This window comes from Mycobacterium sp. E1214 (assembly GCF_001666755.1).
Classification (GTDB): domain Bacteria; phylum Actinomycetota; class Actinomycetes; order Mycobacteriales; family Mycobacteriaceae; genus Mycobacterium.
On sequence record NZ_LZJC01000018.1, the window covers coordinates 1 to 17274 of the forward strand.

General features: G+C 71.4%; 16 protein-coding genes and 1 pseudogene. 8 read left to right on the forward strand and 9 right to left on the reverse strand.

What is annotated here, in order from left to right; translation table 11 throughout:
* A pseudogene (locus tag A5700_RS01795) lies at positions 1-471 on the forward strand (MFS transporter); the annotation flags it as partial.
* Positions 472-766: 295 nt separating this feature from the next.
* Here A5700_RS01795 and A5700_RS01800 read toward each other — a convergent pair.
* Together A5700_RS01800 and A5700_RS01805 are read right to left on the reverse strand one after the other, a co-directional pair.
* Complete coding sequence (locus tag A5700_RS01800) at positions 767-2008, reverse strand: MFS transporter (protein WP_068069757.1); 1242 nt, start codon at positions 2006-2008, stop codon at positions 767-769.
* Positions 2009-2142: 134 nt separating this feature from the next.
* Complete coding sequence (locus A5700_RS01805) at positions 2143-2433, reverse strand: metal-sensitive transcriptional regulator (protein ID WP_068069755.1); 291 nt, start codon at positions 2431-2433, stop codon at positions 2143-2145.
* A 100-nt stretch (positions 2434-2533) separates the two neighbouring features.
* On the opposite strand from A5700_RS01805, the gene ilvD reads away from it, so the two are divergent.
* Positions 2534-4249 carry a dihydroxy-acid dehydratase gene (gene ilvD / locus A5700_RS01810; protein ID WP_068069753.1) on the forward strand — a complete coding sequence of 572 codons (1716 nt, stop codon included), beginning with the start codon at positions 2534-2536 and terminating at the stop codon, positions 4247-4249.
* Between the two features lie 22 nt (positions 4250-4271).
* Here ilvD and A5700_RS01815 read toward each other — a convergent pair whose 3' ends face one another.
* Complete coding sequence (locus tag A5700_RS01815; RefSeq protein ID WP_068069751.1) at positions 4272-4925, reverse strand: O-methyltransferase; 654 nt, start codon at positions 4923-4925, stop codon at positions 4272-4274.
* 146 nt (positions 4926-5071) lie between these two features.
* On the opposite strand from A5700_RS01815, the gene A5700_RS24935 reads away from it, so the two are divergent.
* Positions 5072-5218 (forward strand): metallothionein, encoded by a 147-nt coding sequence (locus tag A5700_RS24935; RefSeq protein ID WP_082960471.1) that lies wholly within the window; start codon positions 5072-5074, stop codon positions 5216-5218.
* 37 nt (positions 5219-5255) lie between these two features.
* Here the strand turns inward: A5700_RS24935 and A5700_RS01820 are convergent, their stop codons facing one another.
* From A5700_RS01820 to A5700_RS01835, 4 genes are read right to left on the reverse strand one after another with little or no spacing between them, the layout of a single operon-like run.
* Positions 5256-7331, reverse strand: coding sequence for a glycoside hydrolase family 3 protein (locus tag A5700_RS01820; RefSeq protein WP_068069771.1), 2076 nt, complete (start codon positions 7329-7331; stop codon positions 5256-5258).
* A 44-nt stretch (positions 7332-7375) separates the two neighbouring features.
* The gene (locus tag A5700_RS01825) at positions 7376-7888 is read right to left on the reverse strand and encodes a TIGR04338 family metallohydrolase (protein WP_082960470.1); all 513 of its coding nucleotides are present in this window, start codon (positions 7886-7888) and stop codon (positions 7376-7378) included.
* On the reverse strand, positions 7885-8634 hold the full coding sequence (locus tag A5700_RS01830; protein WP_068069749.1) for a DUF2786 domain-containing protein: 750 nt from the start codon (positions 8632-8634) through the stop codon (positions 7885-7887). The genes A5700_RS01825 and A5700_RS01830 overlap by 4 nt, the downstream gene beginning before the upstream one ends.
* Before the next feature lie 38 nt (positions 8635-8672).
* Positions 8673-9512 (reverse strand): alpha/beta hydrolase, encoded by an 840-nt coding sequence (locus A5700_RS01835; protein WP_068069747.1) that lies wholly within the window; start codon positions 9510-9512, stop codon positions 8673-8675.
* 176 nt (positions 9513-9688) lie between these two features.
* Between A5700_RS01835 and A5700_RS01840 the strand changes: the two genes are divergently transcribed.
* Positions 9689-11053: an alpha/beta hydrolase domain-containing protein gene (locus tag A5700_RS01840; RefSeq protein WP_231973778.1), complete on the forward strand. Its 1365-nt coding sequence runs from the start codon at positions 9689-9691 to the stop codon at positions 11051-11053.
* Here the strand turns inward: A5700_RS01840 and A5700_RS01845 are convergent.
* Entirely contained in the window at positions 11050-12183 is a 1134-nt protein-coding gene (locus A5700_RS01845) for a dihydrodipicolinate reductase (RefSeq protein ID WP_082960469.1), read from the reverse strand. The genes A5700_RS01840 and A5700_RS01845 overlap by 4 nt on opposite strands.
* A gap of 126 nt (positions 12184-12309) precedes the next feature.
* Between A5700_RS01845 and A5700_RS01850 the strand changes: the two genes are divergently transcribed.
* From A5700_RS01850 to A5700_RS01865, 4 genes are all read left to right on the forward strand, one after another.
* The gene (locus tag A5700_RS01850; RefSeq protein ID WP_231973777.1) at positions 12310-13134 is read left to right on the forward strand and encodes a MarR family transcriptional regulator; all 825 of its coding nucleotides are present in this window, start codon (positions 12310-12312) and stop codon (positions 13132-13134) included.
* Positions 13135-13159: 25 nt separating this feature from the next.
* Positions 13160-13879: a pirin-like bicupin family protein gene (locus A5700_RS01855; protein WP_068069741.1), complete on the forward strand. Its 720-nt coding sequence runs from the start codon at positions 13160-13162 to the stop codon at positions 13877-13879.
* Positions 13880-13937: 58 nt separating this feature from the next.
* Complete coding sequence (locus tag A5700_RS01860) at positions 13938-15392, forward strand: YhgE/Pip domain-containing protein (protein ID WP_068069738.1); 1455 nt, start codon at positions 13938-13940, stop codon at positions 15390-15392.
* Positions 15393-15464: 72 nt separating this feature from the next.
* A complete protein-coding gene (locus tag A5700_RS01865) occupies positions 15465-16580 on the forward strand; it encodes a phosphodiester glycosidase family protein (RefSeq protein ID WP_369828202.1) in 1116 nt (371 codons plus the stop codon).
* Here the strand turns inward: A5700_RS01865 and A5700_RS01870 are convergent.
* Complete coding sequence (locus tag A5700_RS01870) at positions 16573-17217, reverse strand: YoaK family protein (RefSeq protein WP_068069766.1); 645 nt, start codon at positions 17215-17217, stop codon at positions 16573-16575. The two genes, A5700_RS01865 and A5700_RS01870, sit on opposite strands and share 8 nt — an antisense overlap.
* Positions 17218-17274: the final 57 nt, after the last annotated feature.

The window sequence follows — 17274 nt, forward strand, 5'->3', positions numbered from 1 at the left end:
CTGGCCGTCGGCCGGGTGCTGTGCGCGATCACGCACGGCCTGCTGTGGTCGGTGATCGCCCCGATCGCGGCCCGGCTGGTGCCGCCCAGCCACGCCGGGCGCGCCACGATGTCGATCTACGTCGGCACCAGCTTGGCGCTGGTCGTCGGGAGCCCGCTGACCGCGGCGCTGAGCCTTATGTGGGGCTGGCGGCTGGCGGTCGTGTGCGTCACCGTGGCGGCCGCCCTGGTCACGGTGGCGGCCCGGCTGCTGCTGCCCGAGATGGTGCTCACCGCCGACCAGCTGCAATACGTCGGCCCGCGGTCGCGGCATCACCGCAACCGCCGGTTGATCACCGTGAGCGTGCTGGCCATGATCGCGGTCACGGGCCACTTCGTCTCCTACACGTTCATCGTCGAGATCATCCGCAACGTCGTCGGGGTGCGCGGGGCGAACCTGGCGTGGGTGCTGGCCGCCTACGGGTTGGGCGGGGGCGGCGGCAGCGGCGGGGCGCCGACGGCCCCCGGGTCGCCGGGCGCCGGGTCGGGATCGGCGAGCGCGGGCGCCGCGCTCAGCATCAGCGCCGAAGCCAGGACGGCGGCCGTTCCGGTGGCGTACAGAGCCGCACCAAGACCCTTCCCGGTCCCGGCCCTCATCCAGCCCGACATATGCATTCCTCCACTCCGCGTGTCCTGACACAGTGTGGCATAGGGCGCGCCCCAGCTACCGATTCCGGCGGCCGCCCGCGGGCGCTGCGCAGGCCCGATTTACCGCCGGAGCTGCGTCGCTATGAATCGCGTGAGTGTGTCGGAGCAACGTCGAGCGTCCGCCGGTTGGCCGCGATGCCGGTGAGCGCCACGCCCATCAGTGCCGCCGAGGCGCCCAGCATCAGCACCACGCTGCGCTCGTAGAGCAGCCCTCCGGCCAGAGAGCCGGCCATGATGCCGACCTGGAAGGCGGTGACGTACAGCCCGGACGCGCCGTCGGGATCGTCGGCGCCGGCCCGCATCGCCGCGGACTGCATCATGGGCGACACGGCGGTCGCCATCGCTCCCCACAGCACGATCGCGGCGGTCCCGATCAACGCGGTCATCGCGGCGGACGGGTCGCCGAACACCAGGGCGGTCAACGTCACGAATGCGGCCGTCAGCCCCGCCATGCACAGGATGACGGCGCTCTTCGGGCGGTGATCCAGGGGCCGCGCGACCAGCGGCACCGACAGCAGCCCGGCCAGCCCGTAGGCGGCCAGCACCCACGCCAGGTTCGCCCCGCGCACCCCGACGACGTTGCGGATGATCTCGACGATGAACGTGTAGGAGACGAAGTGGCCCGTGACCGCGATCATGGCCAGCACGCTCACGGTGATCAACCGGCGGTTGCGGTGATGCCGCGACCGCGGGCCGACGTATTGCAGCTGGTCGGCGGTGAGCACCATCTCGGGCAGCAGCAGCCGGGCCGCCACCGTGACCAGGGCGGCCGCCACGGTGACGCACACGACCGCCAGCCGCCAGCCCCACATAAGGCTCAGCGCCGCGGTCAGCGGGCTCCCGACGACCAGCGCCAAGCTGGTGCCGACGTAGATCGACATCGTGGCGCGCCCGGCGTGGCTGGGCGGCACCAGCCGGGCCGCGATCGGGGCGATCACCGACCACAGCAGGCCGTGCGTGATCGCGCACAGCACCCGGCCGACGGCCAGCACCGCGAAGGTGGGCGCCAGGGCCGAGATCACCTGGGAAACGGTCAGGCACGTCAGGCTCAGGACCAGCACACGACGCCGCGGCACGTGCGCGGTCCAGCGCACCAGCGGGACGGTGGTCAGCGCCGCCACCAGCGCGTACCAGGTCAACAGCGTGCCCACCAGCACCAGGCTGACGTGCAGGTTGCGGGCGATGGCCGGCAACGCCCCGACGGGCAGCAGCTCCGCGGTGACGTAGGTGAAGGCCGCCGCGGCGAGCACGGTGAGTTGCGCGGCGATCCGTGGCGTCCACGTACGCGCGGGGGCGGCGGGAATCTCGGCGTCAGAACTCATCACACGGGCGTCGGCCGGGGTAGCCGGTCTTCTGGTCGAAATCACTGGCGCGCTCACAATGCCTTTACGCTACGCATTGCCGCAACGAGTTCACCCAAGTCGCGGTTTCAAAACGCCCTCAACTAGATCACCGATCAGGAACGGACGAGGCGCGCGATCGCGGCGGAGGCCTCCGCGAGCTTGTCCTGGGCGTCGTCGCCGCCCTCGGCCACGGCCCGGGTGACGCAGTGGCCGAGGTGCTCGTCGAGGAGGTTCAACGCCACCGCGCGCAGCGCGCTGTTGACGGCGCTGATCTGGGTGAGGACGTCGATGCAGTACTTGTCGTCCTCGATCATCCGCGCGATGCCGCGCACCTGGCCCTCGATGCGCCGCAGCCGCTTGGCGTAGTCGTCCTTGCGCTGCGAATACCCGTGCGCGTCGCTCATCGTGGTCTCACCCCTGCCTGCTTCGGCCCTCAGGTTATACCCCGTCGGGGTATGACCCCGGCAGCCTGGCCGTTTCGCCAGCTCAGGCATACTTGCTCCCATGGCCACACCAACCGATTCGCGTCCGGTCACCGACATCAAGCCGCGCAGCCGCGACGTCACCGACGGCCTGGAGAAGGCCGCCGCCCGCGGCATGCTGCGCGCCGTGGGGATGGGCGACGAGGACTTCGCCAAGCCGCAGATCGGCGTCGCCTCGTCCTGGAACGAGATCACGCCGTGCAACCTGTCGCTGGACCGGCTCGCCAAGGCGGTGAAGGAGGGGGTGTTCGCCGCCGGGGGTTACCCGCTGGAGTTCGGCACCATCTCGGTGTCCGACGGCATCTCGATGGGCCACGAGGGCATGCACTTCTCGCTGGTGTCGCGCGAGGTGATCGCCGACAGCGTGGAGACCGTGATGCAGGCCGAGCGGCTCGACGGCTCGGTGCTGCTGGCCGGCTGCGACAAGTCGCTGCCGGGGATGCTGATGGCCGCCGCCCGGCTGGACCTGGCGTCGGTGTTCCTCTACGCCGGCTCGATCCTGCCCGGGGTGGCCAAGCTCTCCGACGGCAGCGAGCGCGAGGTGACGATCATCGACGCGTTCGAGGCCGTCGGCGCCTGCGCGCGCGGGCTGATGTCGCGCGAGGACGTCGACGCGATCGAGCGGGCCATCTGTCCCGGCGAAGGCGCCTGCGGGGGCATGTACACGGCCAATACGATGGCCAGCGCCGCCGAGGCGCTCGGCATGTCGATCCCCGGCAGCGCGGCGCCGCCGGCCACCGACCGCCGCCGCGACGGGTTCGCCCGGCGCAGCGGCCAGGCCGTCGTGGAGCTGCTGCGGCGCGGCATCACCGCCCGCGACATCCTCACCAAGGAGGCCTTCGAGAACGCGATCGCGGTGGTGATGGCGTTCGGCGGCTCGACCAATGCGGTGCTGCACCTGCTGGCCATCGCCCACGAGGCCGACGTCGCGCTGACGCTCGACGACTTCAGCCGGATCGGCGCCAAGGTGCCGCACCTGGCCGACGTCAAGCCGTTCGGCCGGCACGTGATGTCGCACGTCGACCACATCGGCGGCGTGCCCGTCATGATGAAGGCCCTGCTGGACGCGGGCCTGCTGCACGGCGACTGCCTCACGGTGACCGGCAAGACGGTGGCCGAGAACCTGGCCGCCATCGCCCCGCCCGACCCGGACGGCAAGGTGCTGCGCGCCCTGAGCGACCCGATCCATCCCACGGGCGGCATCACCATCCTGCGTGGGTCGCTGGCGCCCGAGGGCGCGGTGGTCAAGTCGGCCGGCTTCGACTCCGATGTGTTCGAGGGCACCGCAAGGGTTTTCGACGGCGAGCGGGCGGCGCTGGACGCCCTGGAGGACGGCACCATCACCGCGGGCGACGCCGTGGTGATCCGCTACGAGGGTCCCAAGGGCGGCCCGGGCATGCGGGAGATGCTCGCCATCACCGGCGCGATCAAGGGCGCCGGGCTGGGCAAGGATGTCCTGCTGCTGACCGACGGCCGGTTCTCCGGTGGCACCACCGGCCTGTGCGTCGGCCACATCGCGCCCGAGGCGGTCGACGGCGGTCCCGTCGCGTTCCTGCGCGACGGCGACCGGATCCGGCTAGACGTCGCGAACCGCACCCTCGACGTGTTGGCCGACCCAGACGAATTCGACTCGCGGCGAACGGGTTTCACCCCGCCTCCGCCGCGCTACAAGACGGGCGTGCTGGCCAAGTACGTCAAGCTGGTGAGCTCCGCGGCCATCGGCGCGGTCTGCGGCTAGCACCGTCGCCGGGCGGGCGCCGCTAGGTCACCCGCGCGATGGCGAACCCGTCCCAGCGTTTCGCGCCGACGGTCTGCAGCACCGCCGTGTCCAGCTTCGGGTGCTCGCCCATCGCCTGCAGCGTCTGGCGCACCGCCCGCGCCTGCGCGTCGGATTCCGCGTCCAGGATCTGACCCTGCCGAATGACGTTGTCGACCACGATGATCGAGCCGGGGCGCGCCAACCGTACCGCCCACTCGAGGTAGGACGGGTAGTTCTCCTTGTCGGCGTCGATGAAGATCAGGTCGAACGGTCCCTCGAGCGTGGGCAGAGTGTCCAGCGCCGCGCCGACGAGCACCTGCACCCGGTCGGCCACCCCGGCTCGCTCCAGGTTGCCCCGGGCGACCTGCGCGTGCTTGTCCTCGTATTCCAGCGTCACGACCTGACCCTGCGGGCCGGCGCCACGGGCCAGCCAGATGGTGCTGAACCCGCCCAGGGTGCCCAGCTCGAGGATGCGGCGCGCCTGGGCGACTCCCGCGAGCAGGCTCAAGAACTTGCCCTGCTGCGCGGACACCGCGATCGGCGGCAGGCCGGCCGCGGTGCTGTCCTGCAGCGCCGCGCTCAGCGCCGGGTCGTCACCGATCACGGTGCTGTCCAGGAAGGCGTCGACGTCCTGCGGCGTGAAGTTGTCGGTCATGGACCCCACGCTAACCGCGGGCCGCGGCCTTGGCACGGGGGGTCCCGGCCCGCGATGCCCTTTACCGCATACCCTTAGGGGGTATACGCTGAAGGCGTGACCGAGCGCGGTCCACGAGGTACCGACACGAGGAAAAGGTGAGTGACATGCCAAGTTACGACGCAGGAACCCTGCTCAGCTGCGGCCACGACGGGTGCGGGTGTCGCGTCCGCGTCGAGGTTCCCTGCCACTGCTCCGGGGCCACCGAGGCCTACCGCTGCACCTGCGGCGACGAGCTGACCCCCGTCCGCTAGGTCCGCGCGCCGGGCCGTCGGCCACCGACGCCGCGGGCTACCGGCCGAACGCGCGGCCGGTCAGCTCGGCGGTGGCCGCGAGGCCCGCCGCGGTCGCCGACGCCGCCACCGCCACGGTGTGCCGGCCCGCCTCGATCCGCCAGCATCCCGCCGCGGCGTCGTAGCGGGCCAGCAGCCGCGGGTCGGCGGCGAGGGTGACCCGGCGGGTGGCGCCCGGTTCGAGCTCGACCCGTTCGAAACCCAGCAGCCGCAACCGCTGCTCGCCCGGCGCCGCCCGCAGGTAGAGCTGCACCACGTCGGCGCCGGCGCGGTCGCCGACGTTGGCCACGGTGACGCGGGCCGTCACCGTGTCACCCCCGTTCACCGCCAGGTCGCGGTATTCGAACCTGGTGTAGGACAACCCATGCCCGAAGGCGAACAGCGGCGTCTGGCCGGTGCGGGCGAACCAGCGGTACCCGATCTCGGCGCCCTCGGCGTAGTCGACGGTGACCGCAGCTCCCCACGGTTCGCCCGCGCCCGGCAGCCGGGGCCGCGGCGTCTGCTCCAGGCCGGCCGGGAAGGTGACCGGCAGCCGCCCGGACGGATTGACCCGGCCCGTGAGCACCTCCGCGAGGGCCTGGGCGCCGGCCTGCCCCGGATACCAGCCCTGCACAACGGCTTTCACGGACTCCAGCCAGGGCATGGTCACCGGGTTGCCGGTCTGCAGCACCACCACGGTGTTGGGGTTGGCGGCGGCGACCGCGGCGATCACGTCGTCCTGTCCCCACGGCAGCGACAGGTCGGGGATGTCGAACCCCTCCCCCTCGACCCGGATGGCGAAGACGATCGCGACGTCGGCGCGCCGCGCGGCCAGGGCCGCCTCGCCGGGGCTGATGCCCGGATCGAATTCGATTGTGGCGGAGGGCAACTGTGTGCGGAGCTCGTCGAGGGGGCAAGACGGCAGCAGGTGCAGGTTGCGCATCGAGGCCATCAGGCCGTGCCCGCCGATCGGTATCACGGCCGCGTAACCGCCGGGCGGCACGACGGCGCTCGAGCCGTAGCCGGTCGGCACGCCGAGGTGCGCGTAGCCGCCGATGACCGCGATGCGGGTGTCGGGCCGCAACGGCAAGACGTCGCGGTTGGTCAGCAACACGACGCCTTGTCGAGCGATCTCGAGCGCAATCTCGTTGTGCGCCTGGGTGTCCGGTGGCGGCTGGGGTGACGCACGCCAGCCGTCGATCCCCACCGCGAACATCGAGCGCAGGATCCGGCGCACCATGTCCGAGAGCCGGTCCCGGGGAAGCCGACCGTCGGCGTAGGCCCCGCGCAGTTGCTCCGAGAACGCCTCGGACTGCCAGAACAGGGTGTCGAGCTGGGCGCCACACTCCTGGTCCAGGCCGCGCAGCGCGCACTCCCAGCCGGGTGTGCCGCCCCAGTCGGACATCACCCAGCCGCGAAACCCCCACGCGCCCTTCAGCACGTCGTTGAGCAGGACGTCGTTGGCGGCGGCGTAGGCGCCGTTGACCTTGTTGTAGGCGGTCATCACCGATCCCGGCTGGGACCGCTCGATGGCGATCTCGAACGCCAACAGGTCGGACTCGCGGTGCGCGGCGGGGTCGACGACGGCGTCCAGCCAGTGCCGGTTGGTCTCGTTGCAGTTCAGCGAGTAGTGCTTGACCGTCGAGATCACCCCGTGGCGCTGGATGCCGTTGACCGACTCGGCGGCCAGCGCCGCCGTCAGCAGCGGGTCCTCGGACAGGTACTCGAAGTTGCGGCCGTTGCGGGGATCGCGCGCCAGGTTCATCGCGCCGGCCAGCTGGACGTTGATGCCGCGGGCGCGGGCCTCGCTGCCGATCACCGTGCCGGCGGCGCGGGCCAGGGCCGGGTTGAAGGTGGCCGCCAGGGCCTGGCCGGAGGGCAGCGCGGTGGCGGTATCGCCGGGCCGGTAGCCGGGGTTGGTGACGCCCAGGCCCGCGTCGTTCATCCGCAGCGCCGGGATGCCCAGGCGCGCCACGCCCGGCGCGTAGCCGGTGCTCGTCTCGACGTCCGGCGGGATGCGCGGGTCGCGCGCCGGCCACATGTCGCTCGGGCCGATGACGCAGACCAGCAGCGCGAACCGCTCGTCGTCGGTCATTCGCTCCTCGACGTCGCGGGCCCGCGCGTCCGGGTCCAAAGCGCTCACCGCACACCCTCTTTCGCGTAGACGACGCGCAGCACGTGGCCGAGTTCGGGCCCCATCACCAGCTCGGCCAGCTCGCAGAACGTCGCGACGAACTCGGCCCCGTGCGGCGGCTCCGCCTGGCACAGGTGATGCGCCACCTCATGCAGGATCACCAGCTCGCGCAGCGCCCAGTCGGCGGTGTCGCGGTCGGGGACGGCGATGACGCCGGCGCCCTCGCGGTTCTCGTAATGCGCCGCGGTGGCGGCGCGGCGCGCCCTAACTCGCAACGGCGGCACCGACGGCCACCGCCGCAACACCGCCGGGAGCGCCAGCACGTCGTCGACGTAACGCTGGACGGCGTCGATCGAGCCGAAGCGCCCCTCGGGGGGCAGCGTCAATTGCGCGCCGAAGAACTCGACCGCCGGTGAGCCGTGCTCGGCGGCGCGGTCGAACAGCGTGCGGACGAACTCCTCGGCCGCGTACACCCGGGCGCGCTGGGTGTCCCGCCGTGCCGGCCCCTCGCGCGTCACCCGCGCAGCGCGCTCCGCGAGCCGGGCAGTTCGGGGCTGTTGCCCAGCCGGGCGCGGCGGCCGGCCCGATCACCCGCGCGGCGCGCCGCCGACGAGTACCCGGACGACGCCCGGCTGGCCCGCCAGGTGCCGCGGGCCTTGGAGGCGCCCCGGTAGTAGTCGTGTAGCTCGAGTTCCTTGTCGCGCAACGCGATTGCCGTCCCGGGAGCGCGGCGGCGATCCTTGGTGGCCTCGCTGCGCGCCTGCTCGCGCGCCTCGGACAGGCGCTGCCCGACGCGCGCCCCGAACGCCAGCTGGAAGTTGAGGCGGGCGGTGATCGTCGGCGTCGGCCGGTGCGCGCCCGTGGCCAGGTAGGCGTCGGAGGCCCGCACCATCTGGACCACCAGGCTCGCGTAGAGGGCATGGCTGGCGTCGATGTCCTCCGGGAACCCGTAGGCGTAGAGGAACGTCGAATTCGACGCCACGTCGCAGCGCACGTCGTTGGCGGCCGCGATGACCACGAACAGCTGCACGTAGGTCCGCAGGCCCTTGGTCCCGGCCTCCCCGACGGTGATGGTCCGCTGCGTCGGCGCCTGCGCCGCCGAACGCTGCGCCGAATGCGACCGGGCCACCGCGAGATCGATGGACGCCGCCGTCGCGAGGCGTTGCGCGGCGCTCATGAACGCGTCGGCCTCGTGCGCGTTGTCGGTGCCCTCGGCCTGACGCAACAGCGCGGCGATGCGCCCCAGCATCTTGTCGTCAGTCATAGCGCCAACCTACCCAGGCAATCCGACACCGCCGGCGGTCACAGCCGCTTGGCGATCCAGGACACCACGTCGTCGAGCACCTGGTCGCGTTCGGGCTCGTTGAAAACCTCGTGGTAGAGCCCGGGGTACACCTTGAATTCGACGTCGGTCGACCCCACGCAGTCCACCAGCCGGCGGCTGCCGGCCACCGGGACCAGCCGGTCCTCCGCGCCGTGAACCACGAGCAGCGGCGCGGTCAGGGCCGGCGCGCGTTGCGGCATGGTCTCGCCGACCTGCAGCAGGGCGCGGCCGATGCCGGCCGGGACCTTGCCGTGGTACACCAGCGGATCGTTGCGGTAGGCCGCGACCACCGCGGGATCGCGCGAGATCGCGTCGACGTCGAGTTCCTGCACGGCCAGGCCGGGCACGATGACGCCGAGCACCTTGGCGGCCAGCGCCAGCAGCGGCGACACCTGGTCCTGCGCGGCCACCGCCGGGCCGGACAACACCATGAGGTCGTAGTTGTCCGGGCGCTCGACGCCGTAGGCGAACACGATGCCGCCGCCCATGCTGTGCCCCAACACGATGCACTTGAGCCCGTGGTGTTCCCGGCCGGCGATCCCCACCAAAGTGTCGAAGTCGGCGGTGTATTCGGAGATGTCGCGCACCAGCGCCCGCTTCCCGGCGGAGCGGCCGTGCCCGCGATGGTCCAGCGCGTAGGTGACCAGACCGGCCTCGCCGAAGCGCTGCGCGACGTGGTCGTAGCGGCGGGCGTACTCGCCCAGGCCGTGGGACAGCACCACGACCGCGCGCGGGGCGGTGTCGGGTGTCCACACGTCGTAGACGATGCGCACGCCGCCGAACCCGTCGAAGCTGCGTTCCGTGCGGGTGGTAGCCATCAGGGGCAGCGTAATGGCTCCGAGTGCGGCCCGCGCCCGACGACACTGCGTAGTGTGATGCGGGTGAGTTCCGCCGCCGGTGGGCGGTCGCCCCGCGACGCCAAGGACGCGGTCCGCGCGACGTCGACGCGGGCCCGGAACGCCTACGGCCGCGTCGGGCCGCCGGGGGCGCGGTGATCCCCGAGGTGACACCCGTCGCCGGCCGCCCGGCCCTGCTGCTGGGCGGGTTCGACCTCGGCGGGATCGGCTACGCGGCGCAAGAATTCTTCGTCTCCGGCACCGCGTCGTCGTACTCGGACGCCGATGGCGGACAGCCAATCCCGTCGCGGACCGCCGACTACACCACGCGGGTGGTGGCGCTGACGCCCGTCGATCGCGCGGCGTTCAACGGCACCGTCCTGGTCGAGTGGCTGAACGTCAGCGGCGGCATCGACGCGCCCGCCGTGTGGATGATGGCGCACCGTGAGATCGTCCGCGCCGGGTACGCCTATGTCGCGGTGTCCGCGCAGAGCGTCGGGGTGCAGGGCGGCGCCAGCATGCTCGGCGCGGACATGTCGCTGAAGAGCCAGGACCCCATCCGCTACGCGCCGTTACATCACCCGGGCGACGCGTTCGCCTACGACATCTTCTCCCAGGCCGCCCGGCTGGTGCGGGGCGCCGTGGTGGATCACCTGCCGGTGCGCGACGTCATCGCCGTGGGCGAGTCGCAGTCGGCCATGTTCCTCACCACCTATGTCAACGACGTCGACGCCCTGGCCCCGGGCTACGACGGCTTCCTGGTGCACTCCCGCTTCGGGCCGGCCGCGCCGTTGGACGGCGGCTCCATCTTCGCCGAATCGGTTGCACCACAAGCCGTTCCGTTTCGCGCCGACCTGCGCGTCCCGGTGTTGGCGGTCATCACCGAGACCGACCTGTTCGGCGGGGCCCGCCAAGGGTATTACTTCGCCCGGCAACCCGACAACGAGCGGTTGCGGGTCTGGGAGATCGCGGGCACCGCGCACGCCGACAACTACACCATCCAGGTCGCGTTCATCGACGACGGCTCGGCGCCGCTGGCCGACGTGGTGGCGGCCTACGCGCCGACCGACATGCTGATGGGCCAGCGGCTCACGCACTACATCAATTTCGCTCCCCAGCACCACTACGTGCTGCAAGCGGGGCTCGCCGCGCTGACGGCGTGGGTCCGGACCGGCGCGGCACCACCGTGCGCGCCGACCCTTGACGTGCGCGAAACCCCGGCGCCGCAACCGGTTTTAGACGCCAACGGCATCGCCCGCGGCGGCATCAGAACCCCCTGGGTGGACGTGCCGGCCGCGCGCACATCGGGCCTGGGCAGCCAGGAAAGCGCGATGTCGCTGATCTTCGGTTCCGGCGAGCCCTTCGACGTCGCGACGCTGCGCCGCCTCTACCCGGGCGGCAAAGCGGAATACTTGGGCCGCTTCACCGCGGCGCTCGACGCGGCGATCCGCGCCGGGTTCCTCCTGCCGGCCGACCGCGCGGAGATCCTCGAGCTGGCCGCCGCGACGTTCCCCGAGCCCTAGAACAGGCGGCTGTCGGGCGGGGGCCCCGCCACCGGGCGGACCAACCCGGCCCCGGTGACCAGCGGTAGGTCCAGCGCGGACAGCAGGCCCGGCGCCGCCGCGCAGACCGCGGGAATCGCGTTCACCATGCGCGAGGCGCCCGCGATCCGTGCCCCCAGGTCGTGGTCGAAATCCTCGGCCATCTCGAACTCGCACCGCATGCTCGGGGAGCCCTCGATCTCGACGCGGTACAGGCCGCGACCCGACGCCGGCCCGTAGCCGAGATCCTTGGGCGGCAGGGAGATCGACGGCTGCGGCCAGTCCGGGGCGACGTCGTCACGCATCCGCGTGACGTGGTCGAGGACGAACGTGGCCTTGCCGTCGACGTACCCGGTCAGCGTCGAGCGCATCGCCGCGATCGTGCCCGCGGCGATGTGGCCGGTCGGCGTGTCGAACGACTCGGTGGCCGGAATGCGCTCGTTGGTCTCCTGGATGTCGTCGATCTTGACGTCCAGCCCGGCGGCCAGCTGGTGCAACACCGGGCCCCAGCCGAACGCGAACATGCCCGGCTGCGCCGCGAACGCCTGGTACTCCGGCGGCTGCCCGAACCCCAGGATCTCGTAGACGGCCGAGCGGTCCGGGTAGGTGGCGTAGTTGAACATCTCGGTCACGCGCACCGACTCGATCACGCGCGAGACCCCCGTCAAGACCAGCGGCAGCACGTCGTTGGCGAACCCCGAGTCGATCCCGGTGGTGAAGAACGAGGCGCCGCCGTCGAGCGCCGCCTGGCGCAACGGGTCGGTGAGGGCCGCGTCGACGGCGTCGGGGTACACCAGCGGCACCACCGAACAGGAGACGACGTTCTTGCCGGCCCGCAGGATCGACACCATGTCCGCGACGGCCTCCAACGGGCGCAGGTTGGCACCCGCCGCGTAGACCACCGCGTCGGCGTCGCCGGCCAGCAGCGCGGCCGGGTCCTGGGTGGCCCGCACCCCGACCGGCCCGCTGCCGCACAGCTCGCCCGCGTCGCGGCCGGCCTTCGCGTCGCTGTGCACGACGACGTCGGTCAATTGCAGTTCCGGGTGGTCGATCACCCCGCGCAGGGCGATCACCCCCATGGAGCCCGGGCCCCACACGCCCACCTTGTACATATCTCTCCTATTATTAGGACGGCCACATTGATATTTTGGACGCATCGTAAGGAGGTGGCGTTGGCTCCGTCAATGGCCGCGACGCACGACCGCGGCGCCCCAAAGTCGCCGCCGACCGCGCGGGTGATGGATGTGCTTGCGGCCGTGGCGGACTCACCCAAGGGGCGGACGTCGGCCGAGCTGGCAAAGAGCTGTGGCATCAGCACGTCCACCTGCGCCCTGGTCCTCGCGGAGCTGCAGCGACGCGCCTGGGTCAGCCGGCGCGACGATCGCCGTTACGTGCTGGGCAGCGGGTTGTTCGGGTTGGTGCACGGCCTGCGCGAGCAGTTCCCGTTGCTGGATCGGGGGCGCGAGGCGCTGCGGCTGCTGCACGACGCGCTCGGCGCCGGCTGCTCCATGTCGCAGATCGGCGGCCGGCACCTGATCACGATCGACGCGGTCGGCCACGGCACCGACGGCGAGCACGCCGTCGGCCAGCGCTTCCCCATCGACCCGCCGTTCGGGCTGGTCGCCATGGCGTGGCGCGACGACGAGTCCGTCCGCGCCTGGCTGCACCGGGTGCTGCCCCGCCTGACCCGCGACGAGATCGCCGACCACCAGCGGGTCCTCGCCGACATCCGGGCCCGGGGTTACGGCGCGTGGCGCTTCGACGACAGCCACGGGTCGCTGCACCACCGGCTGGCCGACGTGCTGGCCTCGCTGGAACCGACCGATCGGGTCACCCGCCAGCTGCGAACGCTGATGACCATGGTGACGCTGCAGTCCGTCACCGGCACCCTCGAATCCGATTTGGCCAGCACCGAATTCGTGGTTCTGCCGATATTCGGTCCGGGCGGTCAGCCCGACTACCAGATCGAGATCCACCTGGGTCGCTCGCCGGGGCTGACGCTAGCCGAGCTGGACGCCGCCCTCGCGCGCGCCCAGCGGCTGCTCACGGCCACGGTTACCTGACGGGCCGGGCCACTAGGCTGAGGCGATGCACGCGGAGATTCGGCGCGCCGCGGACCGGGCCGTCACCGCGACGCCCTGGTTGACGTCGCGGCATTCGTTTTCCTTCGGCGACCACTACGATCCGGGCAACACCCATCACGGCCTGCTGCTGGTCAGCAACGACGACATCGTCGCGCCGGCAACGGGATTCGACACCCATCCGCATCGGGACATGGAGATCGTGACCTGGGTGCTGCGGGGCGAGCTGTCCCACCGCGACTCCACCGGCACCCGCGGTGTCATCTATCCCGGCCTGGCACAACGCATGTCGGCCGGAAGCGGCATCCTGCACTCGGAGACGAACGAATCCCGCACGGAGCCCGTGCAGTTCGTGCAGATGTGGGTGGCGCCGGACGAGTCCGGCCTCGACCCGAGCTATCAACAGCACGACGTCGACCGGGCCGCGCTGGACGGTGACCTGGTCCCCATCGCGTCGGGCCGGCCCGCGCACGCGGCGGCCATCACCTTGCACAACCGCAACGCCGCGCTGCTCGGCGCGCGCCTGCGGACCGGCGACACCGTGACGCTGCCCCCGGCGCCGTACCTGCATCTGTATGTGGCCCGCGGCGGCGTGACGGTGGAAGGGATCGGCGCCGCCGCCGAGGGCGACGCGATCCGGTTCACCGGCGACGACGGCAGGCGGGTGACCGCGACGGAACCGGCCGAGCTGTTGGTGTGGGAGATGCACGCGCGGCTGGGCGGCTGACGCCATGACGGTCCGGCGACTCTGCCCATAGAGTTGGGCACGACAGACAGGAGTCGGCATGCCTCACTCGCACGCGCAGCACGCGGCGCCCAACCCGAATCGCAACGTCAAAGCGATCCGCACCGTGCGCTTCTGGGCGGCGCCGCTGCTGATCACCCTGGCGCTCATGTCGGCGCTGTGCGCGCTGTACCTCGGAGGCATTCTCAACCCGACCACCAACCTGCGGCACTTCCCCATCGCCGTGGTCAACGAGGACGCCGGCCCGGCGGGCGCCCAGATCGTCGACCGCCTGACCAACGGCTTGGACAAGGACAAGTTCGACATCCGCGTGCTGCCCCGCGACGAGGCCAGGCATCAGCTCGACACCGGCCGGGTGTACGGCCAGCTGCTGATCCCGCCGAGCCTGTCGTCCAAGCTGCGTGACTTCGCGACCAGCGCGGTGGCGCCGGCGCGCGTCGAGCGCCCGGCCATCACCATCTCGACCAACCCGCGGGCCGGCACCATGGGCGCGAGCATCGCCGGGCAGACGCTGACCTCGGCGATGGGCATTGCCAACGGCATCGCCGGTCAGCGGCTCACCGAGCAGGTCGCCGCGCAGACCGGCGGGGCGCCGCTGCCCGGCGCCGCGGCGGCCGGCCTGAGCGATCCGATCGACATCCAGTCGACCGTCTACAACCCGCTGCCCGAAGGCACCGGCAACGGCCTCTCGGCGTTCTACTACGCTCTGTTGCTGCTGCTGGCCGGCTTCACGGGCAGCATCGTGGTCAGCACGCTGGTCGACGCGCTGCTCGGTTACGTGCCGGCCGAATTCGGTCCCGTCTACCGTTTCGCCGAGCAGGTCAAGATCTCGAGATTCCAGACGCTGCTGGTGAAGTGGGCGATGATGGTGCTGCTGGCGCTGTTGACGTCGGGGGTTTACCTGGCAATCGCCGACGCCCTCGGCATGCCCATCGACCTGGGCTGGCAACTGTGGCTCTACGGCGTGTTCGCGATCGCCGCCGTGGGGATCACGTCCAGCTCGTTGCTGTCGGTCCTGGGCACGGCGGGGTTGCTGGTGAGCATGCTCGTCTTCGTGATCCTGGGCCTGCCGTCGGCCGGGGCCACCGTCCCGCTGGAAGCGACGCCACCCTTCTTCCGCTGGCTGGCCGAGTTCGAGCCGATGCACCAGGTGTTCCTGGGCGCCCGCTCGCTGCTGTACTTCAAGGGCCATCCCGGCACCGGCCTGGGGCAGGCGCTGATCCTGACGACGATCGGGCTGGCGATCGGGTTGCTGCTGGGCGGCATCGTCACCCGGCTGTACGACCGCAAGGGATTTCACCGCATCCCCGGCGCGGTCGAGTTGGCGATCGCGGCCGAGCACCAGGCGCAGCACCAGGCCCGCCGCGGCAAGCAGGCGCCCGCGACGACGCCGGCCACCGACACCGGGGCCGGCACCGGGGAAGGCGCGGCCGAGGGCCCCGCTGCCCACCCGGCCGAGCCGGCCGAGTCCGAAAGTTCCAGCGAGCGGCCGTAATTCGAACGCCGCCCGACCGTCACGCTGTCGTGATCATGTTTGACAGTGTTACTGATGTGACTGATGATGTTGATGTTGCATCGGTTCCGGGCGGAAAGGGCCAACGTGCTGACCGTACGCGCCAGCTTGCGCCGGCTGGCGGCATGCTGCACCGCCGTCGTCGCGTGCCTGGCGCTGGCCGGCACCACGGGCCAACCCCTGGCGCACGCGGCCGACGGCCGGGACCTGCTGGCCAACGCGATCAGCACCACCCGGGGCGCGTACCTGGTGTACAACTTCGGCCCCGGTCACCCGGCGCCCATGCTCAACGCCGGCGGCAGTTGGTACGAGATGAACAACGGCGGCCACCTGATGATCATCAAGAACGCGGCCGGACGGCTCTCCCCGCACCTGCTGGTGGACACCCACCAGGGCGACCAGGCGCGCTGTGAGAACAACCCCGCCGCGCGCACCGGCGAGGGGCTCTGGCAGGCATCTGAGCTCTACGCTCCGCTGCAGGCGTGGCAGCGGATGGGGCAGCCGACGATCGCGATCAACGCCAACTTCTTCGACGTCCGCGGCCAGAAGGGTGGCTCGTGGCGGCAGACCGGGTGCAGTTCGCCGTTGGGCGCCTTCGTGGACAACACCCACGGCCAGGGTCGCGCCAACCAGGCGGTGACCGGAACCGTCGCCTACCCGGGCAAGCAGGGGCTGTCGGGCGGCGGCGAGAGCTGGAGCGCCCTGACCACCATGATCATGCCGTCGGGCGGCGCGCCGTATGTGGTGTGGCCCCGCACCAAGAGCGACTACGACGCCGCCACCCCGGTGGTCGCGGACCTGCTCAACCGCAACGAACGGTTCGTCGCGGTGTCGGGGATCGGGCTGCTCGCGCCCGGCAACACCGGGCAGTTGCACGACGGCGGGCCGAGCGCCGCGCGCACGGCGTTGGCCTACGCCAAGCAGAAAGACGAGATGTACATCTTCGAGGGCGGCAACTACACGCCCGACAACATGCAGGACCTGTTCCGCGGACTGGGCAGCGATACCGCCGTGCTGCTCGACGGCGGCGGATCCTCGGCGATCGTGTTGCGCCGCGACACCGGCGGCATGTGGGCCGGGGCCGGCTCGCCGCGCGGCTCGTGTGACACCCGCGAGGTGCTGTGCGATTCCCACGAGCGGGCCCTGCCCAGCTGGCTGGCCTTCAACTAGCGGTCTGCGGCGCGAGCCGGAAGATCAACAGGCTGCTCGCCACCACCGCCGCGGTGACGGCGAAGACCGGCGCGACGACGACCCGCGACATGGTCGCGCCGACGAACGCTCCGGCGCACATCGTCACGACGACGGCGATGCGCAGGTTCTGGCGCTCGCCGCTGCCCCCGGCCAGGCGACTGTCCAGACCGAGGCTCACGATGGTCGACGTCAACACCGTGGTGGACAACTCCGGGATGCCGAACTGGCGGGCGCTGGTGTGCTGCAGGCCGAAGGTCACCGCCAGCAATCCGATGATGATGAGTTTGGTGTTGTCGTGGTAGTGCAGGGCGCCGACGCCGCCCAGCACGGACAGCGCTATCAGCACCACGATCTCCGTGATCAAGATGGTGGTGATCCACGGCCGGGTCCGGTCACCGAAGCCGCGCCACAGGCGGCCGCTGACCACGGTGGTGCAGACAAACGTCGGCAACGCCACCGCGACCGCGGTCAGATCGATCGTGGTCCTCGGCGCCAACCAGAACCCGAGGAAAATCACATTGCCCGTCATGTTGGCGACGAACACGTGGCCGAGCACCAAGATACTGATCGAGTCCGCCAGCCCCGTGGCGAAGGTCAGGAGCAGCAACGCCACCACGGTCCACCGCTCGGAGACCGGCGAGGTTGCGGGCACGAGCTGCAGTCTATTTCGCGG